At 39.4% G+C, this 25,570-nt stretch carries 23 protein-coding genes and 1 other RNA gene; 4 read left to right on the top strand and 20 right to left on the bottom strand.

The genetic code is table 11. The features are described 5' to 3' along the window. Positions 1–9: 9 nt before the first annotated feature. Positions 10–999: a M56 family metallopeptidase gene (locus GZH31_RS05600; protein ID WP_062566913.1), complete on the bottom strand. Its 990-nt coding sequence runs from the start codon at positions 997–999 to the stop codon at positions 10–12. 2 nt (positions 1,000–1,001) lie between these two features. Further along, positions 1,002–1,385, bottom strand: coding sequence for a BlaI/MecI/CopY family transcriptional regulator (locus tag GZH31_RS05595; RefSeq protein ID WP_028834938.1), 384 nt, complete (start codon positions 1,383–1,385; stop codon positions 1,002–1,004). 84 nt (positions 1,386–1,469) lie between these two features. On the opposite strand from GZH31_RS05595, the gene GZH31_RS05590 reads away from it, so the two are divergent. Further along, positions 1,470–1,823 (top strand): DUF3147 family protein, encoded by a 354-nt coding sequence (locus GZH31_RS05590; protein WP_028834937.1) that lies wholly within the window; start codon positions 1,470–1,472, stop codon positions 1,821–1,823. Positions 1,824–2,247: 424 nt separating this feature from the next. Here GZH31_RS05590 and GZH31_RS05585 read toward each other — a convergent pair whose 3' ends face one another. The 8 genes from GZH31_RS05585 to GZH31_RS05550 all read right to left on the bottom strand — a co-directional run bounded on the left by GZH31_RS05585 (position 2,248) and on the right by GZH31_RS05550 (position 10,187). Next, on the bottom strand, positions 2,248–2,691 hold the full coding sequence (locus GZH31_RS05585) for an MbcA/ParS/Xre antitoxin family protein (protein WP_062566912.1): 444 nt from the start codon (positions 2,689–2,691) through the stop codon (positions 2,248–2,250). A gap of 307 nt (positions 2,692–2,998) precedes the next feature. After that, on the bottom strand, positions 2,999–3,598 hold the full coding sequence (gene cas6f / locus GZH31_RS05580) for a type I-F CRISPR-associated endoribonuclease Cas6/Csy4 (protein ID WP_062566911.1): 600 nt from the start codon (positions 3,596–3,598) through the stop codon (positions 2,999–3,001). After that, positions 3,595–4,623 (bottom strand): type I-F CRISPR-associated protein Csy3, encoded by a 1,029-nt coding sequence (gene csy3, locus GZH31_RS05575; RefSeq protein WP_062566910.1) that lies wholly within the window; start codon positions 4,621–4,623, stop codon positions 3,595–3,597. Before csy3 ends, cas6f begins: the two co-directional genes overlap by 4 nt. Then, a complete protein-coding gene (locus GZH31_RS05570) occupies positions 4,623–6,674 on the bottom strand; it encodes a type I-F CRISPR-associated protein Csy2 (protein ID WP_062566909.1) in 2,052 nt (683 codons plus the stop codon). Before GZH31_RS05570 ends, csy3 begins: the two co-directional genes overlap by 1 nt. 3 nt (positions 6,675–6,677) lie before the next feature. Further along, positions 6,678–7,853 carry a TniQ family protein gene (locus GZH31_RS05565; RefSeq protein WP_062566908.1) on the bottom strand — a complete coding sequence of 392 codons (1,176 nt, stop codon included), beginning with the start codon at positions 7,851–7,853 and terminating at the stop codon, positions 6,678–6,680. A gap of 76 nt (positions 7,854–7,929) precedes the next feature. Then, complete coding sequence (locus tag GZH31_RS05560; RefSeq protein ID WP_062566907.1) at positions 7,930–9,318, bottom strand: adenylate/guanylate cyclase domain-containing protein; 1,389 nt, start codon at positions 9,316–9,318, stop codon at positions 7,930–7,932. After that, positions 9,306–9,887, bottom strand: coding sequence for a Pycsar system effector family protein (locus GZH31_RS05555; RefSeq protein ID WP_062566906.1), 582 nt, complete (start codon positions 9,885–9,887; stop codon positions 9,306–9,308). The genes GZH31_RS05560 and GZH31_RS05555 overlap by 13 nt, the downstream gene beginning before the upstream one ends. Then, a complete protein-coding gene (locus GZH31_RS05550) occupies positions 9,888–10,187 on the bottom strand; it encodes a helix-turn-helix domain-containing protein (protein WP_062566905.1) in 300 nt (99 codons plus the stop codon). Positions 10,188–10,328: 141 nt separating this feature from the next. On the opposite strand from GZH31_RS05550, the gene GZH31_RS05545 reads away from it, so the two are divergent. Continuing rightward, positions 10,329–11,420, top strand: coding sequence for a hypothetical protein (locus GZH31_RS05545; protein WP_180311460.1), 1,092 nt, complete (start codon positions 10,329–10,331; stop codon positions 11,418–11,420). 124 nt (positions 11,421–11,544) lie between these two features. On the opposite strand, the gene GZH31_RS05540 is transcribed toward GZH31_RS05545, so the two are convergent. The 7 genes from GZH31_RS05540 to GZH31_RS05510 form a co-directional block, all read right to left on the bottom strand. Next, on the bottom strand, positions 11,545–12,918 hold the full coding sequence (locus GZH31_RS05540) for a UvrD-helicase domain-containing protein (protein WP_180311459.1): 1,374 nt from the start codon (positions 12,916–12,918) through the stop codon (positions 11,545–11,547). Further along, entirely contained in the window at positions 12,915–14,630 is a 1,716-nt protein-coding gene (locus GZH31_RS05535; protein ID WP_218977103.1) for an ATP-dependent endonuclease, read from the bottom strand. Before GZH31_RS05535 ends, GZH31_RS05540 begins: the two co-directional genes overlap by 4 nt. Before the next feature lie 195 nt (positions 14,631–14,825). Further along, on the bottom strand, positions 14,826–15,827 hold the full coding sequence (locus GZH31_RS05530) for a TniB family NTP-binding protein (RefSeq protein ID WP_062566901.1): 1,002 nt from the start codon (positions 15,825–15,827) through the stop codon (positions 14,826–14,828). A gap of 2 nt (positions 15,828–15,829) precedes the next feature. Next, complete coding sequence (locus GZH31_RS05525) at positions 15,830–17,671, bottom strand: Mu transposase C-terminal domain-containing protein (RefSeq protein WP_062566900.1); 1,842 nt, start codon at positions 17,669–17,671, stop codon at positions 15,830–15,832. Next, positions 17,661–18,290 carry a TnsA endonuclease N-terminal domain-containing protein gene (locus tag GZH31_RS05520; protein ID WP_062566899.1) on the bottom strand — a complete coding sequence of 210 codons (630 nt, stop codon included), beginning with the start codon at positions 18,288–18,290 and terminating at the stop codon, positions 17,661–17,663. The genes GZH31_RS05525 and GZH31_RS05520 overlap by 11 nt, the downstream gene beginning before the upstream one ends. A 133-nt stretch (positions 18,291–18,423) precedes the next feature. Further along, positions 18,424–18,520: signal recognition particle sRNA small type (gene ffs / locus GZH31_RS05515), an RNA gene on the bottom strand. A 135-nt stretch (positions 18,521–18,655) separates the two neighbouring features. Continuing rightward, the gene (locus GZH31_RS05510; RefSeq protein WP_180311458.1) at positions 18,656–19,519 is read right to left on the bottom strand and encodes a DUF3014 domain-containing protein; all 864 of its coding nucleotides are present in this window, start codon (positions 19,517–19,519) and stop codon (positions 18,656–18,658) included. A 151-nt stretch (positions 19,520–19,670) separates the two neighbouring features. Between GZH31_RS05510 and GZH31_RS05505 the strand changes: the two genes are divergently transcribed. Continuing rightward, on the top strand, positions 19,671–20,816 hold the full coding sequence (locus GZH31_RS05505; RefSeq protein WP_036971648.1) for a patatin-like phospholipase family protein: 1,146 nt from the start codon (positions 19,671–19,673) through the stop codon (positions 20,814–20,816). An 8-nt stretch (positions 20,817–20,824) separates the two neighbouring features. On the opposite strand, the gene GZH31_RS05500 is transcribed toward GZH31_RS05505, so the two are convergent. Continuing rightward, positions 20,825–22,798, bottom strand: a complete 1,974-nt coding sequence (locus GZH31_RS05500) for a monovalent cation:proton antiporter family protein (protein WP_118844140.1) — start codon at positions 22,796–22,798, stop codon at positions 20,825–20,827. 139 nt (positions 22,799–22,937) lie between these two features. Between GZH31_RS05500 and GZH31_RS05495 the strand changes: the two genes are divergently transcribed. Then, entirely contained in the window at positions 22,938–23,834 is an 897-nt protein-coding gene (locus GZH31_RS05495; RefSeq protein WP_036969691.1) for a GGDEF domain-containing protein, read from the top strand. Positions 23,835–23,885: 51 nt separating this feature from the next. On the opposite strand, the gene GZH31_RS05490 is transcribed toward GZH31_RS05495, so the two are convergent. Both GZH31_RS05490 and tilS read right to left on the bottom strand, forming a co-directional pair. After that, the gene (locus tag GZH31_RS05490; protein WP_036969693.1) at positions 23,886–24,242 is read right to left on the bottom strand and encodes a hypothetical protein; all 357 of its coding nucleotides are present in this window, start codon (positions 24,240–24,242) and stop codon (positions 23,886–23,888) included. Beyond that, positions 24,235–25,545: a tRNA lysidine(34) synthetase TilS gene (gene tilS, locus GZH31_RS05485; protein WP_180311457.1), complete on the bottom strand. Its 1,311-nt coding sequence runs from the start codon at positions 25,543–25,545 to the stop codon at positions 24,235–24,237. Before tilS ends, GZH31_RS05490 begins: the two co-directional genes overlap by 8 nt. Between the last annotated feature and the right edge of the window lie 25 nt (positions 25,546–25,570).

The following is a 25,570-nucleotide window of genomic DNA, read 5'->3' as shown; positions in this document are numbered from 1 at the left end:
TATCCTTAATTAATGGATGAAAAAAGTTTCGATAAAGTGATGAAAACTATCGACAGTGGATGCCGCTAGTACTGGCATAGTTGCCAATAATGCTAGAGTAATGATGATAGTAGTAAGTGACGGTTTATTAATTGGATTCAATAGCCCCTCAACACGAAGACTCGTGTAATCATGTCCGAAGTAGCTAACAGACGCCTGATCGCAATCCGTAGGAAGTGCTTTTTGAAGTCTAGCGACATCAATTAATGTCTGTGCGATATCAAGATGGTCGTATTCTTTAGTGACCTCATTGTCGGCTATCTTTTCCGTCATTAAGACATATTGCTCGATTAGGGTTTGTTTTATACGTGGCGGATAGAAGCTGGCAAGTGCCGTGAAAAGCACTTTAAATAACGGATCTCTTGCCGTTACATGGGCCAGTTCATGATTAACGATGATATTAAGTTGTTCATCGCTAACTTGGGTTTGTAGTCCGGTTGATACATATATCTTGGGAGATATAAAACCTGTAGTAAAGGCAACAGGCACTTTAACAGGCATCAATAAATATTGATTGCCATTAGTCGTCCTAGCATCTTGTGCATCAGTAAAGCTTAGTAAACTCGATAATGCGATGGACTGTTTGGTTCTAACAAAGGTAGTCTTAGTTACGCGCCAAGCTAAATAGATTAGTGCTAAAAGTAAGGTTAACGCGTGCCAACTTGAAAAGCTAAAAATATCGATATGGTGCCAATGGGCAAAATCTTCGAACCAGCTTATGTTAAAAACTTTATCAAACCCTAACGAGTAAGGCATAAAGTAACTAATACAAGAAAAGGCTATCCACCAAGGTGCACTCACTAGTGACCACAATATAAACTTTTGACTATTAAAACTGACTTGTTTGAGTCTGAACAACACAAAACGAGATACGACAGCAACAGTTGCAATACCGATCACAAATGCAAGCACTGAAACACTGAGCAAATTTAGAACGATTGCCATATCTCCAACTAACATAATTAAGCCCGCTCCTTTCTAAGCTGGCGTTGTTTCTCGATCATTTTTTCTAATGTATCGAGTTGTTCGTCATTAAGCTGTGCCGAAGCAGAACTGAACGCAGCAATTAAGCTATTTTCACCATCATCAACAAAGTCACTGGTTACATTTGAAATAAGTTGAGCAATTAAGCCTTCACGATCGACTCTGGCTGAATAACAATACGCATGGCCTTGTTTAGTGCGTTTAAGTAATTCTTTTTTAAATAACCTATCAAGCGTACTTTGGATAGTATTTAACGAATTACCACGAGCTAACCCCAGTACTTTATGTACTTGCTTTGCATCCGCTTCTTTCACATTCCAGAAATGTTGAAGCACTAACTTTTCTAGTTCACCTAACTGCATAACACTTTACTCTATTTAATTCGTTGGCTATATTGTCACAACAAAAACCGATAGGCAATCGGTTTTTTCATTTAAGGACATTATATGGGTTGGCTAATAACTAAGTATTTGATCACCGCTACGGTCATTGTCGCGGCATCAGAGCTAGCAAAACGAAATGATAAACTAGGCGCACTAATAGTGGCGTTACCGACAGTCACAATTTTAGCCATGATTTGGTTATATGTTGAAAAGCAGCCGTCAGAGAAAATAGCCAATCATGCTTGGTACACTTTTTGGTATGTACTTCCCACATTGCCCATGTTTTTACTTTTCCCCATGCTGATGCAGCGCTACAGTTTTTGGCTATCGTTACTCATCAGCTCATTAATAACTGTAATTTGCTTTTGGCTGTTTTCTTTATTGCTGAAGCAGTTTGGGATTGATTTGCTTCCTTGAGGTTAGCAGCAAGGTCCGTTGTTCGCCCCCACAGCTGCCATTAGAGTATTTACGTTAACGCGTAATGGGGCAATTATGAGTTAGAGCATTGCTTTCTCTTTAGCAAGTGTCGAAGTTAAAACAAGCCTACTCTATAAGTTGGTAAAATAGAGCCACCTCTCTTTCTGATGAACTTTTGGAGGGTAGCAAACTAAGTATCAGTTCATTTTTAATATAATACAGCCACTAAAGATCAAACATTTAGTGCTGAATCCAAAAACATTTCAAATAAGCCACTCTGCGTAAATTAGTGAATATTTCCGCTTGGTATTTAGTGTCTTTAGTTCTTTCTTCGCTTAGGTTGACCTAAATATTACTGACAGAGGTTCAAAAGTAAAATACTAAAAGCAAGGCGCGAGACCCATTTCCCTTTCTGAGCGTTTGGTTATACTGTATATCCGTATCGTAGTTTATTTACTGTTTTCTTTATTAATAAACGACCTAGAATTGAATTCATGTAGTTGCGAGGTGAATCACCATTTAGCTCTATTGAAGGGTTATCTAGCCAGTAGTTGAAACTGTCAATATTATCAAAATACTCAACACCAAATTGTGCTAACCTTGCTATATCGAGTACATTTTCGCTAAGGTGCTTGTTTAATCGTTTAGATTTGTTTCGCATTAAAAAATGCACAGTTATATCTAAATTCTCTGCGATAAGCTTTTTATCCCAATGCAACGTTTCAGCAAGCGCTAAAACACCTGCTTTGGTAACACCATTATGAATAAAATCAATTTCGGAAAGTGGATCTGAAGACTTCGTAACTTTCTCTTCGGACACGATAGATAGAAAGTCAAATCTATTTTCAGCTCTTTGAAGGACATTCATCTAGAACTCACTTACGTAAAAATTGACTAAAGAATTTCATAAGTCTGCCTTTTCGGCAGTTCATTGTTATCAGCTGTGATTGCTAACTTCCCGGCCTTTTCTCAGCTGCCTACTCGGCAGTACACCTTTATCTTCCCAGATCCAAAACCCTGACTGATTTCTCAGCTGCCTACTCGGCAGTACACTATAAACAATAGTAATAATTCCTATTTATGCCAAATGCTTACTTAACTTTTTTAGAATTTACCTTCTTTCTAGATAAATATCTTAGCCCTCTGATTTTCAGACAATTCACTTAACTGAAAAATTAAAAGGGGATTAAATTTGGAACTGTTCCTTGGAATTCTTGGTTAGTAGCAAAGCCATAATTGTTAAAGTGATTATGCATGGGTTCAGCTTTTTCAATTTTTTGTATATGAAGTATAAAATTATTCCCGTTTCCTTTGCTTGATACAGGTATTGAGTGAAAGTGACCTATGTCCTTTGCCTCAAATTTATATTCAGGAGTGTAAACTTCGCCTCTCGCTTCAGCTCGCTTTTTAGCGCGTTTTAACCGCCTTTGCTTTTCGCCAACAAATGCTTTAGCTATTGACTGGTTGCGAACAAACATTACATCACTTTGGTTTGTTGGTACTTCGAATATTTTTGATAAGTAAAATAACTTATCATGAGCCATCATCTCAAAATAGCTTTGCTGAGATAAGTTGGTTAATTGCTTTTTATCTGTCGATACAAACGAAATTTGCTCGCCTATGTTTTGATCGTTCCATTTAGGAAAACACACACCTATATTACTAATTTCACGTGAACTCATAAACCCATGCAAAATGCCAATGCAACGGCCTGCAAGAAGGCTTACATCACAATTTTTGGGTAAATAGGTAATAGTAAAATAATAGCGCTTCAAACTTTACTCCTTTGGAACAAGCCACCTTTAATCAACACTGCTGCAATAAAGTGAATCACGTTTGATTCTTCACTTTGATCTAAACCATGCTTTTCCATGTGCTTAATATGCAAAGCAATACGCGGGAGTAATGAATAAAAGTCTGAATGGCTCTTAGGTGTTCTATGTGCAACTAATATTTGCTTATCTGCGCCATACTCGTGAGTGCGTAAAGGTTTGTAACCTCCCTCATACCAATCATCAATAGTTTGAATCGCAGCCCCTACTTTTTGTGAGTTTAAACATGCTGCTTTTTTATCACCCATTTGGGTGTAAGCAAGCTGTTTAGATGACATGCCCTGTTCAACATTATCTGCAAACTTTTGACTAGGGTGAACTTCTTGGCTAAATGCATTTTTAATTTTTGCGGTTATGTCTAAATAACAATAATTTTGAGGGTTGCTAAGCCCTTCTTGAATAGCCTCTGATAACGTTATTAATGCTGTTTGATTATGTTGCCAATTGCCTTGCCATTTTAGCTTTTGTGCACCTTCAACAATAATTGGGGCTGAATGTTCTGTGAGAATTTCAATATCAACATTCGGTGATTGACGGTTACGCCAAAGCCAGTTGCCCATCAGTATATTTTTAGCATAGCGAATCGCAACTTCATTAAGGCCATTGTGCTTTTTGTAAGTTTCAAAGAACCGTTTTAACCAATAAATAACTTTAGGGTCATCACAAACATGAGGCTCATTACTATTAGCCTCAACTCTGAGTGAAAAACGACAAAATAACTCATTTACTGTTGGGGGCACGTAGCACACATCAATTGTTTGAGGGTTTCCAAAAGCTAGATCTTGTGGCGCTAAATTTTTAGCCACACTTTGCTTTTGATACGCATCGCTAAACCCTGACTTTTGCCCAACTAATTTATTTTGCTCTATTTGTAGCGGTTCAAAATCAGACTCCGGTGTTTTATAAAAAAAAACCGCTTTACTGGGTGAGAGTGAGCGCGTGTAACTTAAGTGCCGAGGTAATTGCATTATTCATACTCAAACTTAGACTTTTTCATAAGCATAGACTCTTTTTGAACATCCATAACCCAAAATGCGTCATGAAAAAACTGCTTAGCGCCTGCGTACTTTACTGATGTATTGATAACACACTCCAAAAGCCCAATTACGGGCTCTACATAACAATGATATTCATGTAATGTTGCATCTCGCTTTACGGGCTCTTCAAGCGCAGCAAAGCCAATTGCAGCAGGTCTTAAATTAAAGTTCCCGTTAAGGGCATCTATCAATTGTTCAAAACTTTTGACTACTTTTTTTGAAGGGTACAACCAACTGCCATTTGACGGTTTTGCCTTTAAATCTTTAAACAGCTCACTAGGCTTAGTATATAAACGGCACCAGTCTATATTTTGATATAACGAAGGTGGATGCATAGTCCCGCCCGCATAAGTAGATGGTAGTGCGGGCTTTATAAGCTGGCTATTTAACTTATTAAGTATCTCTTCATTTGGTACGAAAAGCCTAAATACTAAATCGAGTGTTATGTCACATTTAGGTTTATCGATAATTCCTGATCTTATTACATGACTACGCCCTACAACTTGTTTTAACTTGCTCGGCTCAGGTAATGGTTTACCTGTATGTAATTGATAGTTTTCAATGTAAATAGCACTGCCAATACACTTAATTGAAGGGTCTATAAAGTTTTTTAGCTTACGCTCAAAGTTATGGGCAAGCCCATTTAAAGCAGTAAGTGACGGCATACCTTGAATATACGGATTAGCCATTGCCTCAGCATCAAACACTCGCATATCTTGGCAATGTACATACACTATCTGCTCATCATTTAATGTTTCTTCTTCAGCTGCACAGTGAGTGAATACATAGTTTAATTGCGCTTTAAACAGCCCCATTAAGTTAGGGTGATACGCAAAGCGTTTAAGTTTGCTCAAAGAACTGAGGCTTTCATTTAATATGTTACTAAATTGGCTAATACAGTTAGTAATAGTCTGATCTAAGTAATGCTTTGCCCACTCAGGGTAAGCTTGCTCTTGAACGTTATTTTTAGCTTCAAGAATGTTATCAAGCCATAACTGCAAGCTAACACGTACTTGTCTAATAGCAGCGACTCGCGCTAATCGCTTTTGCCTTAACGTATTAAACTGCTTAATACCTACCAGCACCAAAAGTGCCTCTTGAAATTGACTGCTTAATAGCGCACGAACTTTAAATGCTTTCTCAATATCATTATTGGCTACTTTAGAGCGGTTAACAGCCTTAGAATTTGTTTTAGGGAAGTAGCGCAACACTCTTATATTCCCGCCAACTGAGCTTGCTAAATCGCCTACATTGGCTGGCCTTGAGTGCTCAACTAGACCAGAGTTTAATTTACGCTCTGTAGTGAGTTGCTGAATTTTAGCTTGCATTGCGTGACTTACTACAGGCGTAACCGCAAGGTAGCATTGCAGGTATGGCATTTGTAATTGTATTGAAAAAGAGCTTATTTCCAATGGGAGCTCTGCCACAGGCAATTGTTGTTTTATTTTACCCGCGATGTCTAAAACCACCTTTTTTGTGTACCCGTATGCTCTGATTAAATCAATCCAAACTGGCTCTTCAGTAATTAATAACTTTGCTAAACAAGTCACTTTACCTTGCCAAATAAATGAGGTTAAAAATAGCTTTGCATGATTAATTTCAGCACTGTTGTGCGACCAACCAAAACTCAACGGTAATGACCGACTGCAAATACCTGCAATATCTTCACTTACAACCTTACTAATTAAACGCTGATGGCTTACGCGTATATCGGGGTATTTTAAATTATGAGTATGAAACCATTTAACCTCGTTAATGCACTTACTAAATAGTACTTCATCACCTAATACACTTTTAGCGGCTCTTACACTTGTTAAATCATCAATCTCACTTCGCTTATAAACTAGGTTAATGAGCACTGTCAGCGCTTGTTCTTCAAGGCCATCTACCGCAACATGAGGTGTATATGGCGCAAACAATTTTCTAAGTGTTGTGGTTTTTTCTTTTGGTGATTCAATTGCAAATGCATCTTGTAAGTTCATAAATTACCACGGCGCTATAAATTGTTTTTTTGTTTGAGGTCTTTCAGCTGCGAATGCTTGCTGTAGCTCGAACACTTGACGTAAATAAAATACATGGCTATCAGCTCTGAGCTGTTCGTGCTTTTTTTGTGGGTAAGCACAGTTTAAAAAGCCTTCTTGATGAAGCCTATAAACCTGCTCTGTGGTGGTGTTTAATAATACTGCGGTATCAAAAGTACAAAGCAGTAAATCAGCAATATTTGGATGTTTAGATTTAGGGTTACTATCAACTAATTCGACAAAGTAATTAATAATCTCATCAAGAACTATGTTTTTACGGTTACTTGTTGCGGCTCTTTGAGCATCACGGATCAAATCGGCATAAACTGAGTTGAGCTTAGTTTTATTAAGAGGGTTAAGTTGTTTGAGCCGCGCATTGTTTGTGAGTAAATCTAATTCAGCCGTAAACCCATCAGGCCAAGTACTAAAGTAATCAACAAAAGCTCGATTAAAGTCTGCATCGCCTACATCAAGTTGTTTAACTTTCGCAAACCACGATATTAACCCCGCAATTTTTTGGCTGTTATTACTTACAAGCGCAGATGCAATTTTAAAGTCTGCATCGTTTAACTGTTCACTACAGGTTAGTTTACAGCTACAACCGCACTCTAAAAGCGCCTCAGAAGCTCTGTAATCAATTAAGTTATGGCATTCACCACATTGTGTAGTCAATTGTGTTTTATGTTTATGGCACGCTTTATAGGGCTTTAAATGCCAATAAAAAGGAATATATGAAGACTCAGACAAGCATTCAATACAAACAGGTATGTTCTCAGTGCGAAGTAGTTCGAGGGGAATAGTCAGTTCATTACGGCTTACTGCTGCTAGGTTGCCAAATTTAAAGTTGCTGCGCCGACATGCAAGCTCAAGAATGTCACCAGCATTAACATCTGCTAATTGGGCTACTAACTTGAGTGCTCTTATTCTAAAGCTACTTGCTTGCCTAGCATGATAAACATCAACCTTGTTTAGCTCTAACGGCAATGCACCTTCGAGCTCATGATCTTGCTCTGCAAGCCATTGCCACAAAATATCAGCAAGCTCACTATAGCCATGGTATGAGTTATTCCTTGCAAGTCTTAGTAAATAGCTTTCAAGCGCCTCATCTGGGAAAGGTTTTGTTTGAACTAAAAAATGCATCGCCAACCTAAACTAAGAAAATCTTAGTTTAGGTTTAGGTTTAGGTTAAATTAATTCGATAGTCAAAATTAAATACTTAATCAATTTCTAAAAGAGGATCACCAATGTAAATTCCAAAGCACTCCTCCCCCAATAAAACTTTTTTATTTTTATCTAAGACAGAAACATACATAAAGTGAAGCCCTAGATAACGCGCATCTTCCCATTGCTTTGCTTTAAAATTACATCCATCAAGAGTCTGAGCTAGGACAAGTGTCTCATGATTACCCGAATTTTCAGCTGCTTCTTTGGCTTCATTACCAGTATTTTTCACTCTAAATTTTACAAAGACTTCAGTGTTTAATTCTTGTTGAGGCAGCTTAAAATTAACTTTAAAGTCTATACCTAAAGACTTCTTTATTACTTCTGCACATGGAAAGTAAGTAAACTTTGTTGGAGCGCTCTTATTATCTTTTAAGCATGCAGTTATTTTTATATTCTCTAAAAAATTGTCTGTTGCAGGGCTTGGTAACAAAGCTACATATTTTTCATGGTTGAGTAAATATTGCTTGTAATTAATTCGATTGCCATCAGCATCTAGATAATTTGGTTCAACAAACTCTTTTTTTACCCTTTCGCCTTTAGATTGAACATGCCTTATTTCCAAAATATCTTCAGGTAAATCTAATAACTCTTTAATTGATTGCCCCAATAGAACTCTATTTTTAGGAGCTCTTTGCTGTAACTTTGCTGCAATATCAACATAGAAAGATGTGGCTGTAACTTCAGAAGCTCCTGAATAACCATACATACCCCATATAACATTTTCTTTTTCGCCATAATCTATACCTATTCGAATGCCAACGTCATCTTCAATACCTTGATCTTCAAAATATGGCTTTACAACTTCATTCATCACTTGAACTATATAAGTACCACAATTAATAGCATCAATAGCAGCATTTCTAGCCTTCTTATTACTTCTAAAAAAAGCAAGTACGGCATCACCCATAATTCTGTGTACATGACCATCAAATGCTTGGATTGTCTCAATAGCAGCCCTGATAATTGCATTTTTGATTAAAAAAACTGTTTCCGCAGAATAAGTCACTCCTAATTTAGTCGAACCTTTAATATCTATAAATAACGAGACATTAAAACCATTTTTTAGTGCATCAGTGTCAGCTAAATAATCAAAATCAGGATGCCCACCTATTTTTGATTCTTTTATCCCCTTTTTACCAAAAGCTTTCCGAATACTCTCTTGTATTCCAAATTGTTGCTCTTGTGGTAGTTGCTTGTTGCTACTTAGGATAGAAGAAGCCGCTTCTAGGCCAGTTTGATAGCTTTCAGAACTCAATGAGTCTAATGAAAAACTATTTCCTTTTTGAACACTTTCAAAAAGCTTAGATGAGCTTCTCTCTCTATCAAAACTTTTCTTTAAAATTTCTTCTACTGACCCGTAGGCTCCTTTTAGCTTTGACATAATGTGATCCCTAATGTGTCTGAAACTATTAATATGAAAAGAATTGATAATAGATACAGATTTGCCTTAGTGGTTTTCGTTGCTCTACCTAAGCTATTAAATTTACTCTTAGTGATGACAGCGACCTCGTGAACTTGTCCTGAAATATCCTCTAAAAAGGCATCCGCATCCGTGCTTTTAAATTTATCTATGTAATCCACTCGATCAGAGTCAGCCACTGAACCAAAAAAGATAACAGAACTAGGTTTATTCGAGCTATCTAGCTTGGGTTTTATGCTATTCATTACAAAGAAAATACTAAGCATACTACACAAGGCTATTAGAACTAGGTTTAAAGAAATAGCCCACAAATAGAATCCTGAATCAGGTAGTAATTCCGAGGCTTTAACTAACAAGCCAGCAAAAACACCAAAGTTAAACGTTGTAATTAGACCGCTTTTAAAATTAATTGTGGCAATGTACGAATCATAGCGTTTAATTATATCCCATAGATCTGATTTATTTGGTTTACCATCACTTGGGTTACCACCACTTTGGTTTTCATTACTAGGTTTACATTTTGTAGACATTTACTTTTCCTTAAGTTTCATTAACAATTCTTTTTGGTCAGTACTACTCAACCTTCCAAGCTCGCAAATTAATTCAGATAAAACATCTTCTTCACAATAAAAGTAAGCGACTGGTACATCTAGCTCTCCAGCGATGCGTTTCATTGTTAAAAAATCAGGAGCGTGTTTGCCCTTTTCGTATTGGTTCATGCGAGCACTTGCCGTGTTTGGCTCCATTCCTAATGCCATACCAAGCTGTTGCTGAGTAAGGCCAACTGCTTTTCTTGCAGATTTTAGGCGTAAAGGTGTGGGAGTTTCCATAAGAACCTTAGCTATAAGTTATATCTTGCTAAGATTCTCTTAGTATCCAACCCACAAGTGTACTAAGGATATTTTAGTTTTTAAATGTACACTTAATTAGTAATGTCTTAAACTATATATTTATGAGTTAAAAGGGATTTTATGCTTGTTTTTGCTAGTGATGCTTCTGGAAAGGTTGTTTCAATAAATAACGTCAAAAATGGTAAAGCATGTAACTGTTTTTGTATCGCATGTAATGACCCTTTAATTGCACGCAATGGAGGGAAAATAAAAGCACACTCATTTGCGCACACCTCAAAGCCTGAGAAACGATCCTGCTTAATGACAGCTCTACACAGGTTTGCGCAAGAATATCTAGTCGCTCAAGAACAAATATTACTTCCTTCCGTTAGATGTAAACACATGAGTAAAACCAAAGTACGACCTCCAAAACTCGTCAAAATACTACGAGGCTCGGTAGAGTCGCCGTTAGATAGATACAAAATGGATGTTGAACTGGAAACATCGCTGGGAAGAATATTCATTGAAGTTAAAGTCACTGCTGAATGTAGCGATGAGAAAGTAAGTTTTCTAAAAAACAATAAAGTACCAACATTAGAAGTCGACCTATCTCAATTCATTGAGCAGCCCATAGAAACTGTCATTGATGCACTTCGTAATATAGAGCTTTACTCAAATTGGATTTATAGCTGGTGTGATGATGCACTCAAAAATGAGATAGAAAAAGAGATAGAAGCTGAACGGATCGCTGCCCAACGAGCATTAGAGCAAGAAGTTGAACGTAGAAAGAAAGTAACCAAGCAAGCAATTAATAACTTAACTAGAAATAACACTATTGGTTTACCCGCAAAAGAGCTGCCATTTACCACATTTATCGGGGCCAGAGAGTACAAATTACAAGCGAAAGTGCTCAATGCTGAATCTTGGAGCTTCAACCACTTCAATGTAATTATAGACACTAATGAGTATATATTGGCGACGTGTCAAATACTGAGCAAAAAAGGAAAAGAAGGTAATAAGCTATACATACTCTTCCCATTTAGTGACAATGCGTTACGTAATTTTAAGCCAGTGCCTAACTCTGCGGTACTTTGCAGGTTGTTTAGAAAAGGAAGCTACCCTTATAAGTGGTTATCATTTCCTGAGCCTAGCTCTCATAAGTTACAACAAGCTCAACTAAAAGCAAAGCTAGTGAAAAGAGCGTCTCTCGAGTATTTTGAGAGTTATTCATAAATTGTAAAGAACCATCTGAAAACGATTAGATGAATTGATTTGAACTTCGCCTGACAGGCTCAAATGAGTGATCGACGACCGGTAGCTCTAACACTCGTCTAGATAAAGTGATTTAGATTGGTGCTTAATCATGATTGACGAATCCCAATGCGCCCAAAGAATCGCGAACTGCATCCATATCATAACCAGCCAAAAGCTCATGATCCAAAGCTAACACTAGCCTTTTTTTCGCTCGGGTAAGGGCTACATAGATTTTTTTCCATTCTTTATTGAAGTGACTAGCTTGGCTAAGTTTTTCTTTTGTTAAATATTTCAGCGTATTGGGGCTTAGTATTAATAAGCAGGTTTCTGCTTCCAACCCTTTAATAGACTCAATACTTTGGACAGTATACTGCACATCATCGTTTTTGAGCTTGTCGCAAAGTTCATATAGCTGAGCGAAGTGAGATTTATCAAAAGTTAATGAGTGTCGAGATCTTAGCCTGCTAATAGCTACTCTAGCTCCGACTTCGGTGACATTACTCATAAAGTCGATAAAAGCAGCTTTCACAAACAGCATTTTGTCTTTCTTGTGATTAGACTCACGAATCATTTCCTCAATGTCTCGTGGAAATGATTGTTTGTGTTTAGACGAAGTTGTATAGCGACCATTCTTTTTTTCGATACAAACAAGTTGTTTTGTAGCTATGTAACCCTCTAGTACCTTGTCGTAGCGTTCATCTGTTGATTCTATAAACATAAGCTCCCCAATCACTTCTGATAACGACTCTTGTTGCTGTTCTTCATAACAGAAGCTATTTGAAACTGCTAGAATTTCTGTGGGTACTCGTCTGGTTTGATTGTTGATCGGTAGTATGGTCGCGTATTCTTTTGGGGCTACTGTTTTGACAAAAGTATCAAGATCTTGGGGGAACTTGATTGCTTGCTTCGGGTCTCCAATCATATACATGTCAATATCGTTGCTACCTAGAACCTCGAAAAAGCGGAGTGCATCTTTATCTAAATCTTGGACTTCGTCGATGAATATCTTATCAAAGCAACTCTTTAGAATAGCCAATAGTCTGCGGACTTTTGCTTTCTTAGCCTTGTTACTGTGCTTGCTAATTGTTTCATCAACTATTTGTTTGGCAATATTGTATACATTATCAGCATGAATAACATTCATCTTTCTTAGTCGTGCAAAAAGGCTATTTTTGTACTTCGGAGGAGGTAAGCTCATTATTGATGTATCGTTATAGACGTCACCAAGAGTAAATGATGAAAATGGATAGATGATTTCATTCAACAAAAAGCTATGTACTGTCTGTATATAGAGATTCGATGGAATAAAGCCATGTTGTTTGATTATCTCTTGCTCTATCTTTGCTGTTGCAGTATTGGTGTATGTCAGTGCAAATGTCTTTTTGTGACTAGTACAAGCTTTGGTATGGTCTATCAAAGTTTTTGCTAAGCCATAAGTTTTCCCAGCACCTGCACCAGCAATCTGTATTTCTATCATGACAGTTCCCTGATAATCTCAGCGATGTGGGCCGGCAACTTGATATCCAGTGGTTTCTCTTCATCAACCATCGCATCACAGACATCAAGCATTCTTGCTGTTTTACCATCTATCATGTGACCGGAGACTTCGTCTAGGCCGCCATCCATTTTGAATAGACCATTTAGCAAAGCTAAATTATCTTCTGCTTCGACTAAATCAATTTCAAGTGTGTAATTTGTCGTTGTTCTAACAGTGACGTTCGCGTGCGCAGTGTCATAAGCATCGTGTCTGGCTTTAGCTGCATCTGAATTATCATAATCACGGATAATACCAATTTTTTTGTTCTGGTTATCTTTGTTCAAGGCGAGCCATATATCTAAGAAAGTGGCGTAACCACGTTGACCGATCGGAATAATATCAATGTCGCTGAGGGCTGGCTGTTTAGACAAATAAGTGCTGATCAGCATTTCTTCAGTCGGCCCCTCTACGAGAATGACTTTGTTTGCGAACAGCAACTTTAGAATGTCGAAATTAGGTCTCTTTCTTAGGTAGTTCACTAGTTTAGTTGGAGTATCGGACAGACTAATAGCTTTCTCACCCGTGAAAGCCAAGACATTAGAGATCTTCAACTTATTGATAATCGATGGGTTATGGGAAGAAATGATAGTTTGTACAAGCGATCCACTTTTACTTGAGCTTTTCTCAATAAAGTCTCTAACTAAACGAAGATTGTTAACGCTCAAGTGTGCTTCTGGTTCTTCTATACAGCATAAGTTAAATGTATCACCACATGACTTGTAGTAAGCAAAAAGAATGAGTATATAGATCAGGTTTCGTTGTCCCAAGCCTTTTTGGTACAGAAATTCATTACCATATCTCAAAGTGATGTTCGATAAAATGTTCTTCAAGTTAGGCAGGTTAGGAGTGCACTCAAGCTGTTTGATAATACTGTCGTAATTCTCAAAGTCTTCATTAGTTCCAATGACTTTATCGAATGTTTCAGTCTTTTCAATAGCACTAAAGAACTCAGAGTAGGCTGTGTTGATCTGACCTTTGTCGTCATCGTCTAGTGTGTTCATAAGCAGCTTTGTGAAGATACTATTAGACTTCATTGAGCTGCTTTCTGAGAAGTCATCTCGCTCGGCATTGATACTATGGACGCTGACATGTTTTAAGTCGCTGTATGCGATAGGCTTTTCGTTGTTCACAGATACTATTTGGTAGTCGTATATCTCAACGGGTAGAGTAAACCAGTTAATATCATCCAAAGTCTTACCAGCGAGTGATTTCTTCACGAGATCAAGTAAGTCCTTGTCACTTTTAGGCTTAAAGTCATATCTGATTTTGTAAGTTTCTTCATCACCCGCAACAATCCACTTAGCCAACAGTGCTGTTTCATAAGCATCTTTCGGATCAGCGAACTCAACGGTTACTGATACTTTAGGGATCTTCTGAAGTTGGTTCTCTTCTGCCTCTTCATTAACTACAGACGTCAAAAAATCAATAACAGCATCTTTGTTAATGTCAGAAACACTCAAACGCTTATGGTTGAAGTCTATTTGGTTGCCGCTTAACGGTAATGAAAGTGCAGTGAAAAAGTTCGTCTTACCAGTATCGTTTTCACCAATGACAACTGTTAGCTGCTGAAGCTGGGCTACAAAAGATCGAAAGTTGCGGTAGTTGTTGATTGTTACCTTTTTGATGTACATAAGAATTTCCATATAAAACATTCAAACGCTAGTACTAATAATGTATCACAGATAATAAACTAAGCTCTGTTTAAGTTTATGTAGTTTTCCATAGGCTCCTTACAGCTTCTTATTTGCTAAATGCAAACTAGTATGTGAATTAAAGCTATTAATTTTTAATGTCATCCTATTTAAACAAGCTAAAGTTAAACATTAATGCTTTTACATCTTCGCAGCTCACTTCTTCAACAACTGACTAATAGGCATTCGATCAGTAAACTTAGTCGCTATAAACGGGTCTTCGTCTTGGTCGCTTTCAGGTTTGTATAGTGAATAGCGCTCGACTTCACTGGCTGTGATTTCTGAAACGGGCAAGGTAAATAAGTTTGATACATCAGGAAACAGTACTTCAAATGCTTTAACTAAATGCTGGGCTGTGAGGGTTTTCGCGTTGTCTATTAATGCGTAAAGTACGGCATCATCTAAAAAGTATTTGAGTGTTCTAAAACAGCCTTTTGATAATGAGAACAAAGCAAATACTGTTGCTTGCTCACTTAAATTTGGCTTTTCGGTAAATGGCATGCGGTTGGCTAGGCCAATTATTAGTTGTACAAAATGCTTTGGATTTTCTGATAACTTAAAATAAGGCAGCTGCCGCCTCACTAATAAACGCGATGACCACTGCGGCTCGTCTGCTATTTTTTCTGCCCACGGCATTCCTACCAATACAATTGATACACCCGCTTCGTCATTAATATATTTTAATCGATTAGCAATCTCTCGGCGTTTTTTACCTTGGTTGTGCTCAATCAGTTCTTGAAACTCATCAATAATTATAAGCTCTGTGCCACACGTTTTTAGGCACTTTATTAATGATGACGTTAACCTTGTGCCGTTCATTCGTAGTTTTCGCTCTGTGCTGCCTACTTGCCCTAAGTCTTTTAGAAGCTCAGCTAAAGTGGATTCTAGTGTCGGGTTGCTGGGTATGCGGCTTACTAATACAGGATGATTCACCACTCCATTAATAAATTGCGGTAAATGGCGTTCTTTATACTGTTTTATTAGTGCTGTTTTGCCTGTGCCTGTATCGCCATTTAAAAGCATGCAAGGCTTTTCACCTGCTAACCCTTTACCAAGTCTTAACCTGTCGAAATCGTTAAATACAGTGGTTATTATTGGGTATTCAATAAATACATTGCGAAATTCATTTAGCCTTTCTTTTTGTTGATCGGTCAGCATAATCAATACCCATCAAGATCTGAGATAAAGTCATCCCAGCTACCTTCGTCTTCTTTAGGCTTAGTGTCAGCTGGGGTTGGTTCTGCTTGCTTTGTTTCGGGCGTTTTAGCAATGGATTTAACTTGAGTATTATCTATGCCCTGCACCCGAGCAATTGCTTTGGTGCCAGTAACCTTAATTTTTGATCCTACGTTTTTAAGCTGCCGGGCCTCTTCTTTCACTCGCTCATCTATAAATTGCCGCGCCTTGGCAAGCCCCAATAGCTCAACTTTGCCTTGAATATAGTCTTTATGAAACTTAAGATGGATTTTATGCCTGATCAGCGACAAACCCATTGTGTAGCCCTCGGGGTCAATGCTTGGCACTTTTATATAGTGCTCTAGCGCGTCTAAGTAGACGTACAAATACGACAGATCATCTGGGTTTATTTTAACTTTAACCTTTATACTCTTTTTGGAGCTGTACTGCTTACGGTATAAAGAGAGTTCGTCACTGTCGTAGTTAATATGTAGATTCTTAATCCCCCCCTTGCGCAATGTTTTCTCTTTAGCCATGCACATAACAACATCAAGCTTGTCTATATCTTGTTCTGTTAGTTGAGCTGGAGGCAGTAAAGCAAACCCCTTGTTCCAGTCTTCATAGGGGATGTACCGAAATCTCGCATCAGGGGTCTTGTGATATACATCAACAATCCACTTATGAAACAACATCGTAAAGGTGCCAAAACGCAATATGGCATCCTTTTTCGGGTTATAATCGTGCCTTGCGAGCATGTTAGAGAATGTTTTACCGGGAAATGATGAAAGCATCATTTCGTTAATGGTTTTAAAAAACTGCTCAACGAAGGGCTTAAGCCAAGGTTTGCCAACTGGGTTATAACTAATATTTATTCCGACCTCTTCACACGCAAGCTCTAACGACTGGCACCAAAATTCAGCACCATTATCAACCACTAAAGTTTCTATTTTTCCACAACATAGCCATTCATTTACGATTTCTGGATAAATACTTTTAAGATAGCTTTTTGGCTTCATCGCATGACTGATAGCTCTGCGCACAGCATCATAGCATGGGCTCTGAAAACCAAGATAGAAACCAACAACGCAGTGGCTATAAACATCAATGAGCAAGGTTAAGGTTGGTCTCCCCAGTGGCACATCAAGCTCATCGTCCAATAGAATGAGATCCAGTGGTGTATGGTCTATTTCAACACGTTCAAGCACTCTAGTGGGTCTTTTATGGCTCATCACTTTACTATATTCAATATCGGCTAAGCGTTTACCATAGCGTTCAAGCATCACCTCATACTGAGGTAGATTATCAATGCGGTTTTTAAACGCTTTATAGGTGAGTGGTTTTAGTGGCTCACCTAGCACCTTGTCATTTTCTAAAACAATTTGGTCGCAATAAAAACGGTGTGCAGATGCAACATTTGGGATCTCTTTCGTAAGGTAACGAGTAAGAGCAAGTTCAAAAAATTTGTCTGTATCGGTGCGAGGTTTGCGGTTGCCCTTGCGGTGATACTTTGGGATCAAAGCATGAATGTCTTCTTCAGCTTTAATATAGCCCGAGTGCCAACCAGCAACCGTGCGCCACTTTGGTTTTTCTTGTCCTTGAAATTCAGGCATTTCAGCAAGTAGTGGCACTAAGTTTTTTTGTGTCCAACCACCAATTAAACGCTGTTTAAGCCACTTGACGTATTTAAGTCGAGCAAGTGTAGCTTCCTGCACTTCCTTGGGTAGTGATTCTAAATCACGATCTTGATATTTATGCTCTTCCGGTTTAGCGGTCTCAGCTAACTTTTGCGGTGCTTCTTCAAAGCTAAACTCGTCTTCAAACTTCATCAGCCCAAATCACCGACTCTAAAGTAAGTTCTGTGTTTAAGTCTGAATTAACACTGCCTAGAGACAATAAACGATATACAGAGGCAAGTACTTCACCAATGGAGGCTTTCAGGGTCCTCACCAAATCTTGAATAGTCAGTTTTCGCCACTGGCTGAGTAACTGAATAATGGAAAGCTGAAGGTCGGTTAAAGACTGAAATCCCGAATAACGATGGAGCAGCTTTAAATTGTCTAAGGCGGGATAAACACAAATTTGCTTGTCGGTGACTAATATTAGTTCAATGCCTATTTGTTCTTTGGCAATCAACTGTTTTTGCGCAAAACGTGCTCTAAATTCAGGGTTCGCTATTTTACTGTAAGGCTTAATTTCAATAAATTTTTGCGAGTTCTCATCATGCGTAATCAAAAAGTCAGGCGTGTAACGGCAAATTCTACCCTCAAACTCATATTCAAACCCTAGCGGTTGTGCTTCAAAGGTTTTAATTTCACGAGAGTATTCAAAGTGAAAGCATGCATCGAATTCTAAAGATGACTCAACTAAACAAGTAGCATTAATCTTTTGACTTGCAAACTTATAGAGATTCTTGACTCTGGAGTGCTTTAGTTTACGCCTTATCATAATCATCACCAACGATGTGAGATGATCTAAAATTAGACTATGCAGGATTATTATTCAAATTTTATGCAGGGTTTTGATACAAATTTGCAGACTTATACTTCAAACAACAACCCAAGAAGAATTTGGGTGGCAGTCTTACCAGCCACATCTCGGCACACACGTCACACGCTGTGGCTGCTCCCTTCCGGGCCTGACCAGGTTCACCTGCTAGTGTTGCGAGAGGACCAATAAGACTACCATTGAGGGCCTTGTTTGGCGCGGGAGGATTATCTCTACTTTTGGCTCGTTATTCAAGGGGTATTCGAAAAAGAAAGTGCGATTGCATACTTGGTATACAATCGCACTGTATTTAGGGGCTTTTATGCTTACTTTTCAAGTTCAGCTTTTATGTTACGCAATGCTGCTTTTACTTTTTTCATATTTTCTGGGCCCATACGCAATAATTGTTTTTGCGCATCGGGTAAGTTTTCCCATTCTGAATAAGCATATTGATAAGTCACTGAGTTACGCACTAACGGCATATCACCTTTGGGTTCTGGGGTATCGAGTAGTACATCAATCGCTTCTTCAAGTGTTTGCGTGAAGGCATCACCTTGATAACCAATTTCTGCGTATGCTTCATTAATAAGCGGTTTGTATTCGTCATAAATACGAATCGCTTGTGCAGCACTTAAGCTGGTAAATAATTTTACATACGGGGTGTAACGCTCATAACTATTTGGGTCAATCGTTAAAATATCCCCTTCGATAACCATGAATGACTCTTTAGGGCGCTCAACGGGCGCATGGCTCAATGCAACTTTGCCTTTGGCTAGGTTATCAACATAAACCACACCACGGCGAATAAGATCATCGGTCACCATTAAACTCATGACTTGATCTGTTAATAATTCATCCATACGAGCCACCACGACCTCATCACTGTCGTTTAATGTAGGCAAAGGCTTAACCTCTGGCTCAGGTTCAACAGCTCGTTGCTCTGGGCGTTCAACCGCAACAGGCTCTGGGGTTGGCTCTGTTACTTCGGGTTCCGGCGCTGGCTCGTTATATTCAGCCATTGGCGTTTCTTCGATAACAACGTCTTCGACTACTTGCGTCGGTTTGTCGTCTGGCTGTAAAAAAATAAACGCCGCAACACAGGCTACAATAATAACAATAACAACTGCAAAAATGAGATTGTTATTCCCAGGACGCTTTTCTAATTCGGTATCTGACGAATGCTCTGACATACACACTCCCTTAATATAAAAAACAGACAAAAAAACAGACAAAAAAACACGACAAAATTAATATTACCAGTAAGGTAAACTTTGCTTCTTCTAGCTTAAAGACTTACAGTTGATAAATAAAGTAAAGACGCACAACGATTTAAATGCAACCATGAGCAGTAAGTTAAAAAAAACACAACACTCAAAAATCGCTTTATTATTAACAGGTGGTGGTGCCCGAGCGGCTTATCAAGTGGGTGTGCTTAAAGCCATCACACAAAGTATGCCTCGCACTGCGCCTTTACCTTTTACCATTATTAATGGGACATCAGCCGGCGCAATTAATTCCGCTGCGCTTGCCTGTTATGCTTCTTGTGCTCACTTAGCAAGTAAAAAGCTTGAATGGGTATGGCGCAATTTTTCTACCTCGCAAGTTTATAAAAGTGATTTTTTAAGTGTATTTTCACACCTCACTCGCAATATTTTAACGAGCTTTCAGTCTGAACATATTAACCACCCACCCGCAAGCTTGTTAAATAATCAACCGTTAAGAAAGCTGCTTAACGAGATACTCGATTTAGCACGCATTGAGCGTAATCTTCACAAAAACTACCTTGATGCGGTATCAATCACAGCCTCTAGTTATACAACGGGTGACTCTGTGGCGTTTTTTCAGTCGTTAACCCAACAGCCTTGGCAGCGAGCTAAACGCGAGGGACAAGCGACCCGCATTAATGTTGAACACTTAATGGCATCCAGTGCCATTCCAATGGTGTTTCCAAGTGTTAATGTGTACAACCATTACTTTGGCGATGGTTCAATTCACCAATTGTCGCCGTTAAGTCCTTCTGTGCATTTAGGGGCTGAAAAAATATTTATTATTGGTGTCGATGCACCCAAAGAGTTGCACCCACCTGGTTATCAACCCCACTATCCGGGACTGTCTAATATTGCAGGTCACCTGTTAGATAGTGTTTTTACCGACACATTGCAGTCTGATTTAGAACGTTTACAGCGTATTAATCGTACGCTTGGGTTATTACCAGCGCGTGACAAGCACCAAGAACTGAAACAAATTGAAACCTGTATTATCAATCCATCACAAAACTTTAATATGATTGCTGCGCAGTATTACGATGATATGCCATTAGCTATTAAAGTGTTGCTGCGCATGATCGGGGTGAAAAAACGTTCTCAATCCAGTTTAACGAGTTACTTGTTATTCGAAAAACGTTACACCCAAAAATTGATCGAGATTGGTTATCAAGATGGGCTTAAAAAACTGCCAGAAATACGGAAATTTTTAGAATTAGAGTAACTGATCTGTTAGTCTAATCCATCAAGTAAAAAGCGTTCAACGCGCTCTACCCTGCGTGGTTTGCCTTGCAATACCAAAATATCACCGGCGAGCAAAACCGTTTGCTCTGAGGGCGATTCTATTTCACGGTCTTGACGACGTAATGCACGAACTGATACTCGGCGCTGCTCAAGCTTAAGTTCGCTTATCATGTGATTCACAGCGAATGCGTGTTCAGGTAAAGCGATAACATGTAAGTACTCTAATCGGTCTGAGCTGCTTTCTTCGCTGTCGAGTTTATCACCGGTAAAAAATCCATTTAAAAACTGATAACGATTGCGGCGCTCTTTGCTCACTCTGCGAATAATACGGGTCATTGGTACACCCGACATATACAGTACGTGTGATACGAGCATTAAACTTGCTTCAAGGGTTTCTGGTACTACTTCTGTGACACCTAACTCTTTTAGGGTTTCGAGCTGAGAGTCGTCACGCATACGTACGAGTATCTTAACGGTGGGTGCAATTTGTTTTATCGCATCTACCACGACTTGCGTCTGCTCAAAGTCTGTAAACGTTATGATCACTAAACGAGCGCGTTCAACCCCTGCAGATTTTAAAATATCTTTTTGTTTTACATGACCAAATATAATTGGCTCACCTGCGGCTTTTGCTTCTTGCAATAAAATGGGGTTGCTTTCTATTGCAACGTACTCAATGGCTTCGGGCTTTAAAAAGCGAGCGATTGTTTGCCCTACCCGCGAAAACCCACATATAACAACATGGTTATGATACAAGGGGCTGCTATTAGCAGGCTGTTGCCAATACTGCCCTGGCTGAGAAAGCAAACCCAAACGCTTTAGTAAAACAGGTGTTTTTTCAATAAGGTAAGGGGTCAGTGCCATAGACAACACGCCGACCGCAATTAAAAATGAGGCTTGCTCTGAGCTTATCAATAAATGCTGTGAAGCGAGTGCAATCAACACAAAGCCAAATTCGCCCATTTGCCACAGCATAATACCTGCTGCAACGGCATCTTGCTTTCGCTCGCCTATAAGCTGTGCAGAAATAGCCAGAACCGCAATTTTAAAAAATAATAAACCGACTAATACCGCAATGATCCAATACCAACTTTGCAGCACATACAAAATATCTAATTGCATTCCTACGGTAACAAAAAACAGCCCCATTAAAATATCGCGAAACGGTCTAATATCGGCTTCTAATTGGTGACGGTACTGGCTTTCACCGAGCATCATACCGGCCAAAAACGCTCCCAGCGCCATAGAAAGACCAAACAAATACGTTAAACCGGCTGCAAACAATGCCACTAACAATGTGGTGAGCACAAAGAGTTCGTCGGTTCTAACAAGCGCTATTTCTCTAAAGACTTTAGGCAGTACCCACTTGCCTATTGCCCATAACAAAATACACACAAAAGCACCTTTGGTTAATGCAAAGGCAAGTGCGCCAACAATTTCATCAGAGCCACTTTGAGCAAGTAAGGGGTAAATAATTAGTAAGGGCACGACAGCGATATCTTGAAACAACAATACGCCAATTGCTAACTGACCACGCCGCTGATTTAACTCACCTGATTCTTTGAGTAACTTCACGACCACTGCCGTTGATGATAAAGCCATTAAGCTCGCAATCGTAAAGCTATTAAGTAGGCTGTACTCAAGTAACAGTAAAATCAACATGAACACTAGGCTTGTGATCACCACTTGCAGTGACCCTAAGCCAAATACAATATTGCGCATTGCCATTAAGCGCGGTACTGAAAACTCAAGCCCTAAGCTAAACAGTAAAAAAACAATGCCTAGCTCAGCTACAAAGTGCATTTCGTGGCTTTGTGCCATCCAGCCAATACCATGACTCCCCGCTAATAAACCCGTTGCGAGGTACGCCAGGATAGGAGGTAAGCCAATTCGCTTGAAAAACCAAACAAAAATGACCGCAGCTACGAGTAACCCAAAGGCTTGAATCAGCACATTTTGCAAGCAATTACCTCCTTCTACTTAATGATAAAGCCGAACCCTCGTTTAAATATAGCAACCATATGTTTTTCAGCCAGTTTAAAAAAGTGGCACAACTTTCGCTTTACTAAGGAGTATCTAACACTCCGGGGGGAGAACAATCATGGAAAATGTCCATATTTTGACGCAGCGAGTGACTGCAAGAGGCGACTTTATGCCGTTTTCGGCAGAACGTTACCGAATAAGTGAACAGCACAATACACATGACTTAGTGACAAAGTTACAAACAACCCTGTCTATTGAGGGGATTTTGACTATTTTTGCCGAGCATGCAAAACAGCTCATCAATTTGTCTGGGTTGCAGTTTCAATCGGCTTTGGGTGTGTCTGAAAGTGTCGACAGCGATACCACGCACACTCCCTACTCGTTTGATTTAGATTTAGAAAGTGAGCGTTTAGGTCAGCTAATTTATTTTAGCCAATTTCCTATGGGGCAAGCTATCGAAACCAAACTACAGCAATTACATGCTGCGCTTGTTTACCCGCTTCGTAATGCAATTATGTATACACGTGTATTACGCTTGGCAACAAAAGATGCGCTAACGGGGTTAAATAACCGTAGTCAATTTAATGACAGCTTGGCACAAAGACTAGAGCGTTGTCGCCGTCAGCATCGTCCATTTAGCTTAATGTTGCTCGATTTAGACAACTTTAAACAAGTGAACGACAATTTCGGTCATAAAATTGGCGACGACGTACTACAAGAATTTGCTAACGTTTTACGTAACTGTGTACGAGGCACAGATTCAATTTTTCGCTTTGGTGGCGATGAATTTGCGCTGTTAATTGACGACCCTGAATTTACCACTAACAAAGTCATCGCAGATCGCGTTATGCGTTTAGTCTCGCAATCAAGCATAATGGCCCAATACGCTGTAACATCGAGCATAGGGTTTACGCTTGCGAATAACCAAGACTGCGAAAATGAAGTGTTTGCCCGCGCAGATAAAGGCCTATACCGTGCTAAAGCCGCGGGTAGAAACTGCGCAAAAGCGTACTAAAAGTCACATTTTTAAAGCGCAAAACAATTCGCAAATATCGTTACGAAAAGCCTAGCTTCCCCCGCTAGGCTTTTTTGTAGCCAATTTATAACCGAGTAATACCAACCAAAAACCTGCAAAAAAACCGCTCAGTAAATAAAGTAAAGCAGCCATTGTCGTTAGTGGCGACACAACCACGAGGGCGAGGGGTGTTAACACCCCTAAAATAAAAAACACGCCGCCTTTGCCTGACCAATACCCTAACAGCAATAACGAGCACGCAACGCCCCCCGCTAGCGCATAAAACAAGGTACTCATTTCAAGCTCAGCAAACGAAAAACCGGCAATAACCGCAACTATAATCGACACAATAAAACCCAGCGGTGCTTTATTAACTAGCGATAAACCAACATGAGCCTGTTCACTCATTTTCACTCTCCCAAAAAATGCCTTCATCTGAACTGTGCGTAGCACTGATAAAATAGCCAACCACTTGAACAAGCTGATCATTATAAAAAATAAGCGGCACTTGTGCACGAACCCAAGGAGCGACCTTCGCATCTTTAAACCAATGTTTGAGCGTATTTGACCCCGGCTTTTTAAGCGGCTTTATGCGCGCTTGCGGGCAATTAAACACCACTTTCACCTGCTCATCAGCCGTTGGCAATCGAATTCCTTTACCGGTTTTAAGTCTTAAAGTTCGGCCATCCGATAAGGTTACGGTTTCAATATTTATGTCGCATGATTTGGGTATTGGCTGTTCTGTAACGAAATACCAGTAATGTTGATGGCGACGAACTTGTCCGCTCGCTAAACAGATTTTTAATTGGGCATCGGCCTGTGCGTTTAAGCCCTGTTCAATAATTTGCTTAAGCTGATTTTCAGAGGGCATTTGATGTGTAAATTGCTTGAGCCACGCGCGCACAAGGTTTGCTTTACGCGTATCAGAAAAACCTTCAATCGCACAACAGCTTAAACCGCCGTGTTTATTTTGACAGTGCGCAAGGTCTGTTTCTGTGTATTCATCTAACAGTGATTGTTGCTGCTGTAATAAGCGAATACTGCGCGCAGCACTTTTCTCAAAGCCCTGAAAGCGGTCGTTTAAAACGGGGATCACCTGATGACGTAAAAAATTACGGTCAAAGCGCTCGTCGCTGTTTGAGTGATCTGTAATATGTTGAATTCCACGCTGTTCAGCAAATAGCTCTATTTGCTGGCGTGTCACATTAAGCAAGGGTCTGAAGCATACACGCCCAGATGACAACACTCTTTGTTGTTGCATTGCACTTAACCCTTGCAAGCCTGAACCACGCTTTAGGCGCAAAAAGAACGTTTCAAGCTGATCATTTAAATGCTGACCTAGTAACAACACGCTGCCTTTTGGACTATGCGTATCGAGCGCATCATAGCGTGCGTCTCGGGCTTGCGCCTCGAGGCTGGTTCGTGCTTGTGTTTCAATGTTCACTTTTATTGCTTTAAATGGCACTGCAAGAGAGCGGCTTAACGTTTCACAAAATGATTGCCACTGCCCTGCATATTCACTCAAGCCATGATTTACATACACAGCATCTACACTCAGTGCCGTATTTTCACGGTGTAATTCAGCCATTAAATGCAAAAGCACCACAGAGTCGACACCACCAGACAAGGCAACAGTATACGCCTTGTGCCCCTTTGTAATTAAAGGCTCAAGTTCTTTACGAAAATCGGTATAAAGTGGCAAAGTTAACATCGACTGGCACGCTTAAAATAAATTG

It is taken from the genome of Pseudoalteromonas sp. JSTW (assembly GCF_013423925.1).
In the GTDB taxonomy this organism is placed as follows: domain Bacteria; phylum Pseudomonadota; class Gammaproteobacteria; order Enterobacterales; family Alteromonadaceae; genus Pseudoalteromonas; species Pseudoalteromonas lipolytica.
Note: the sequence above shows the minus strand (reverse complement) of the source record. Positions and strands in the feature narration are given on the sequence as shown.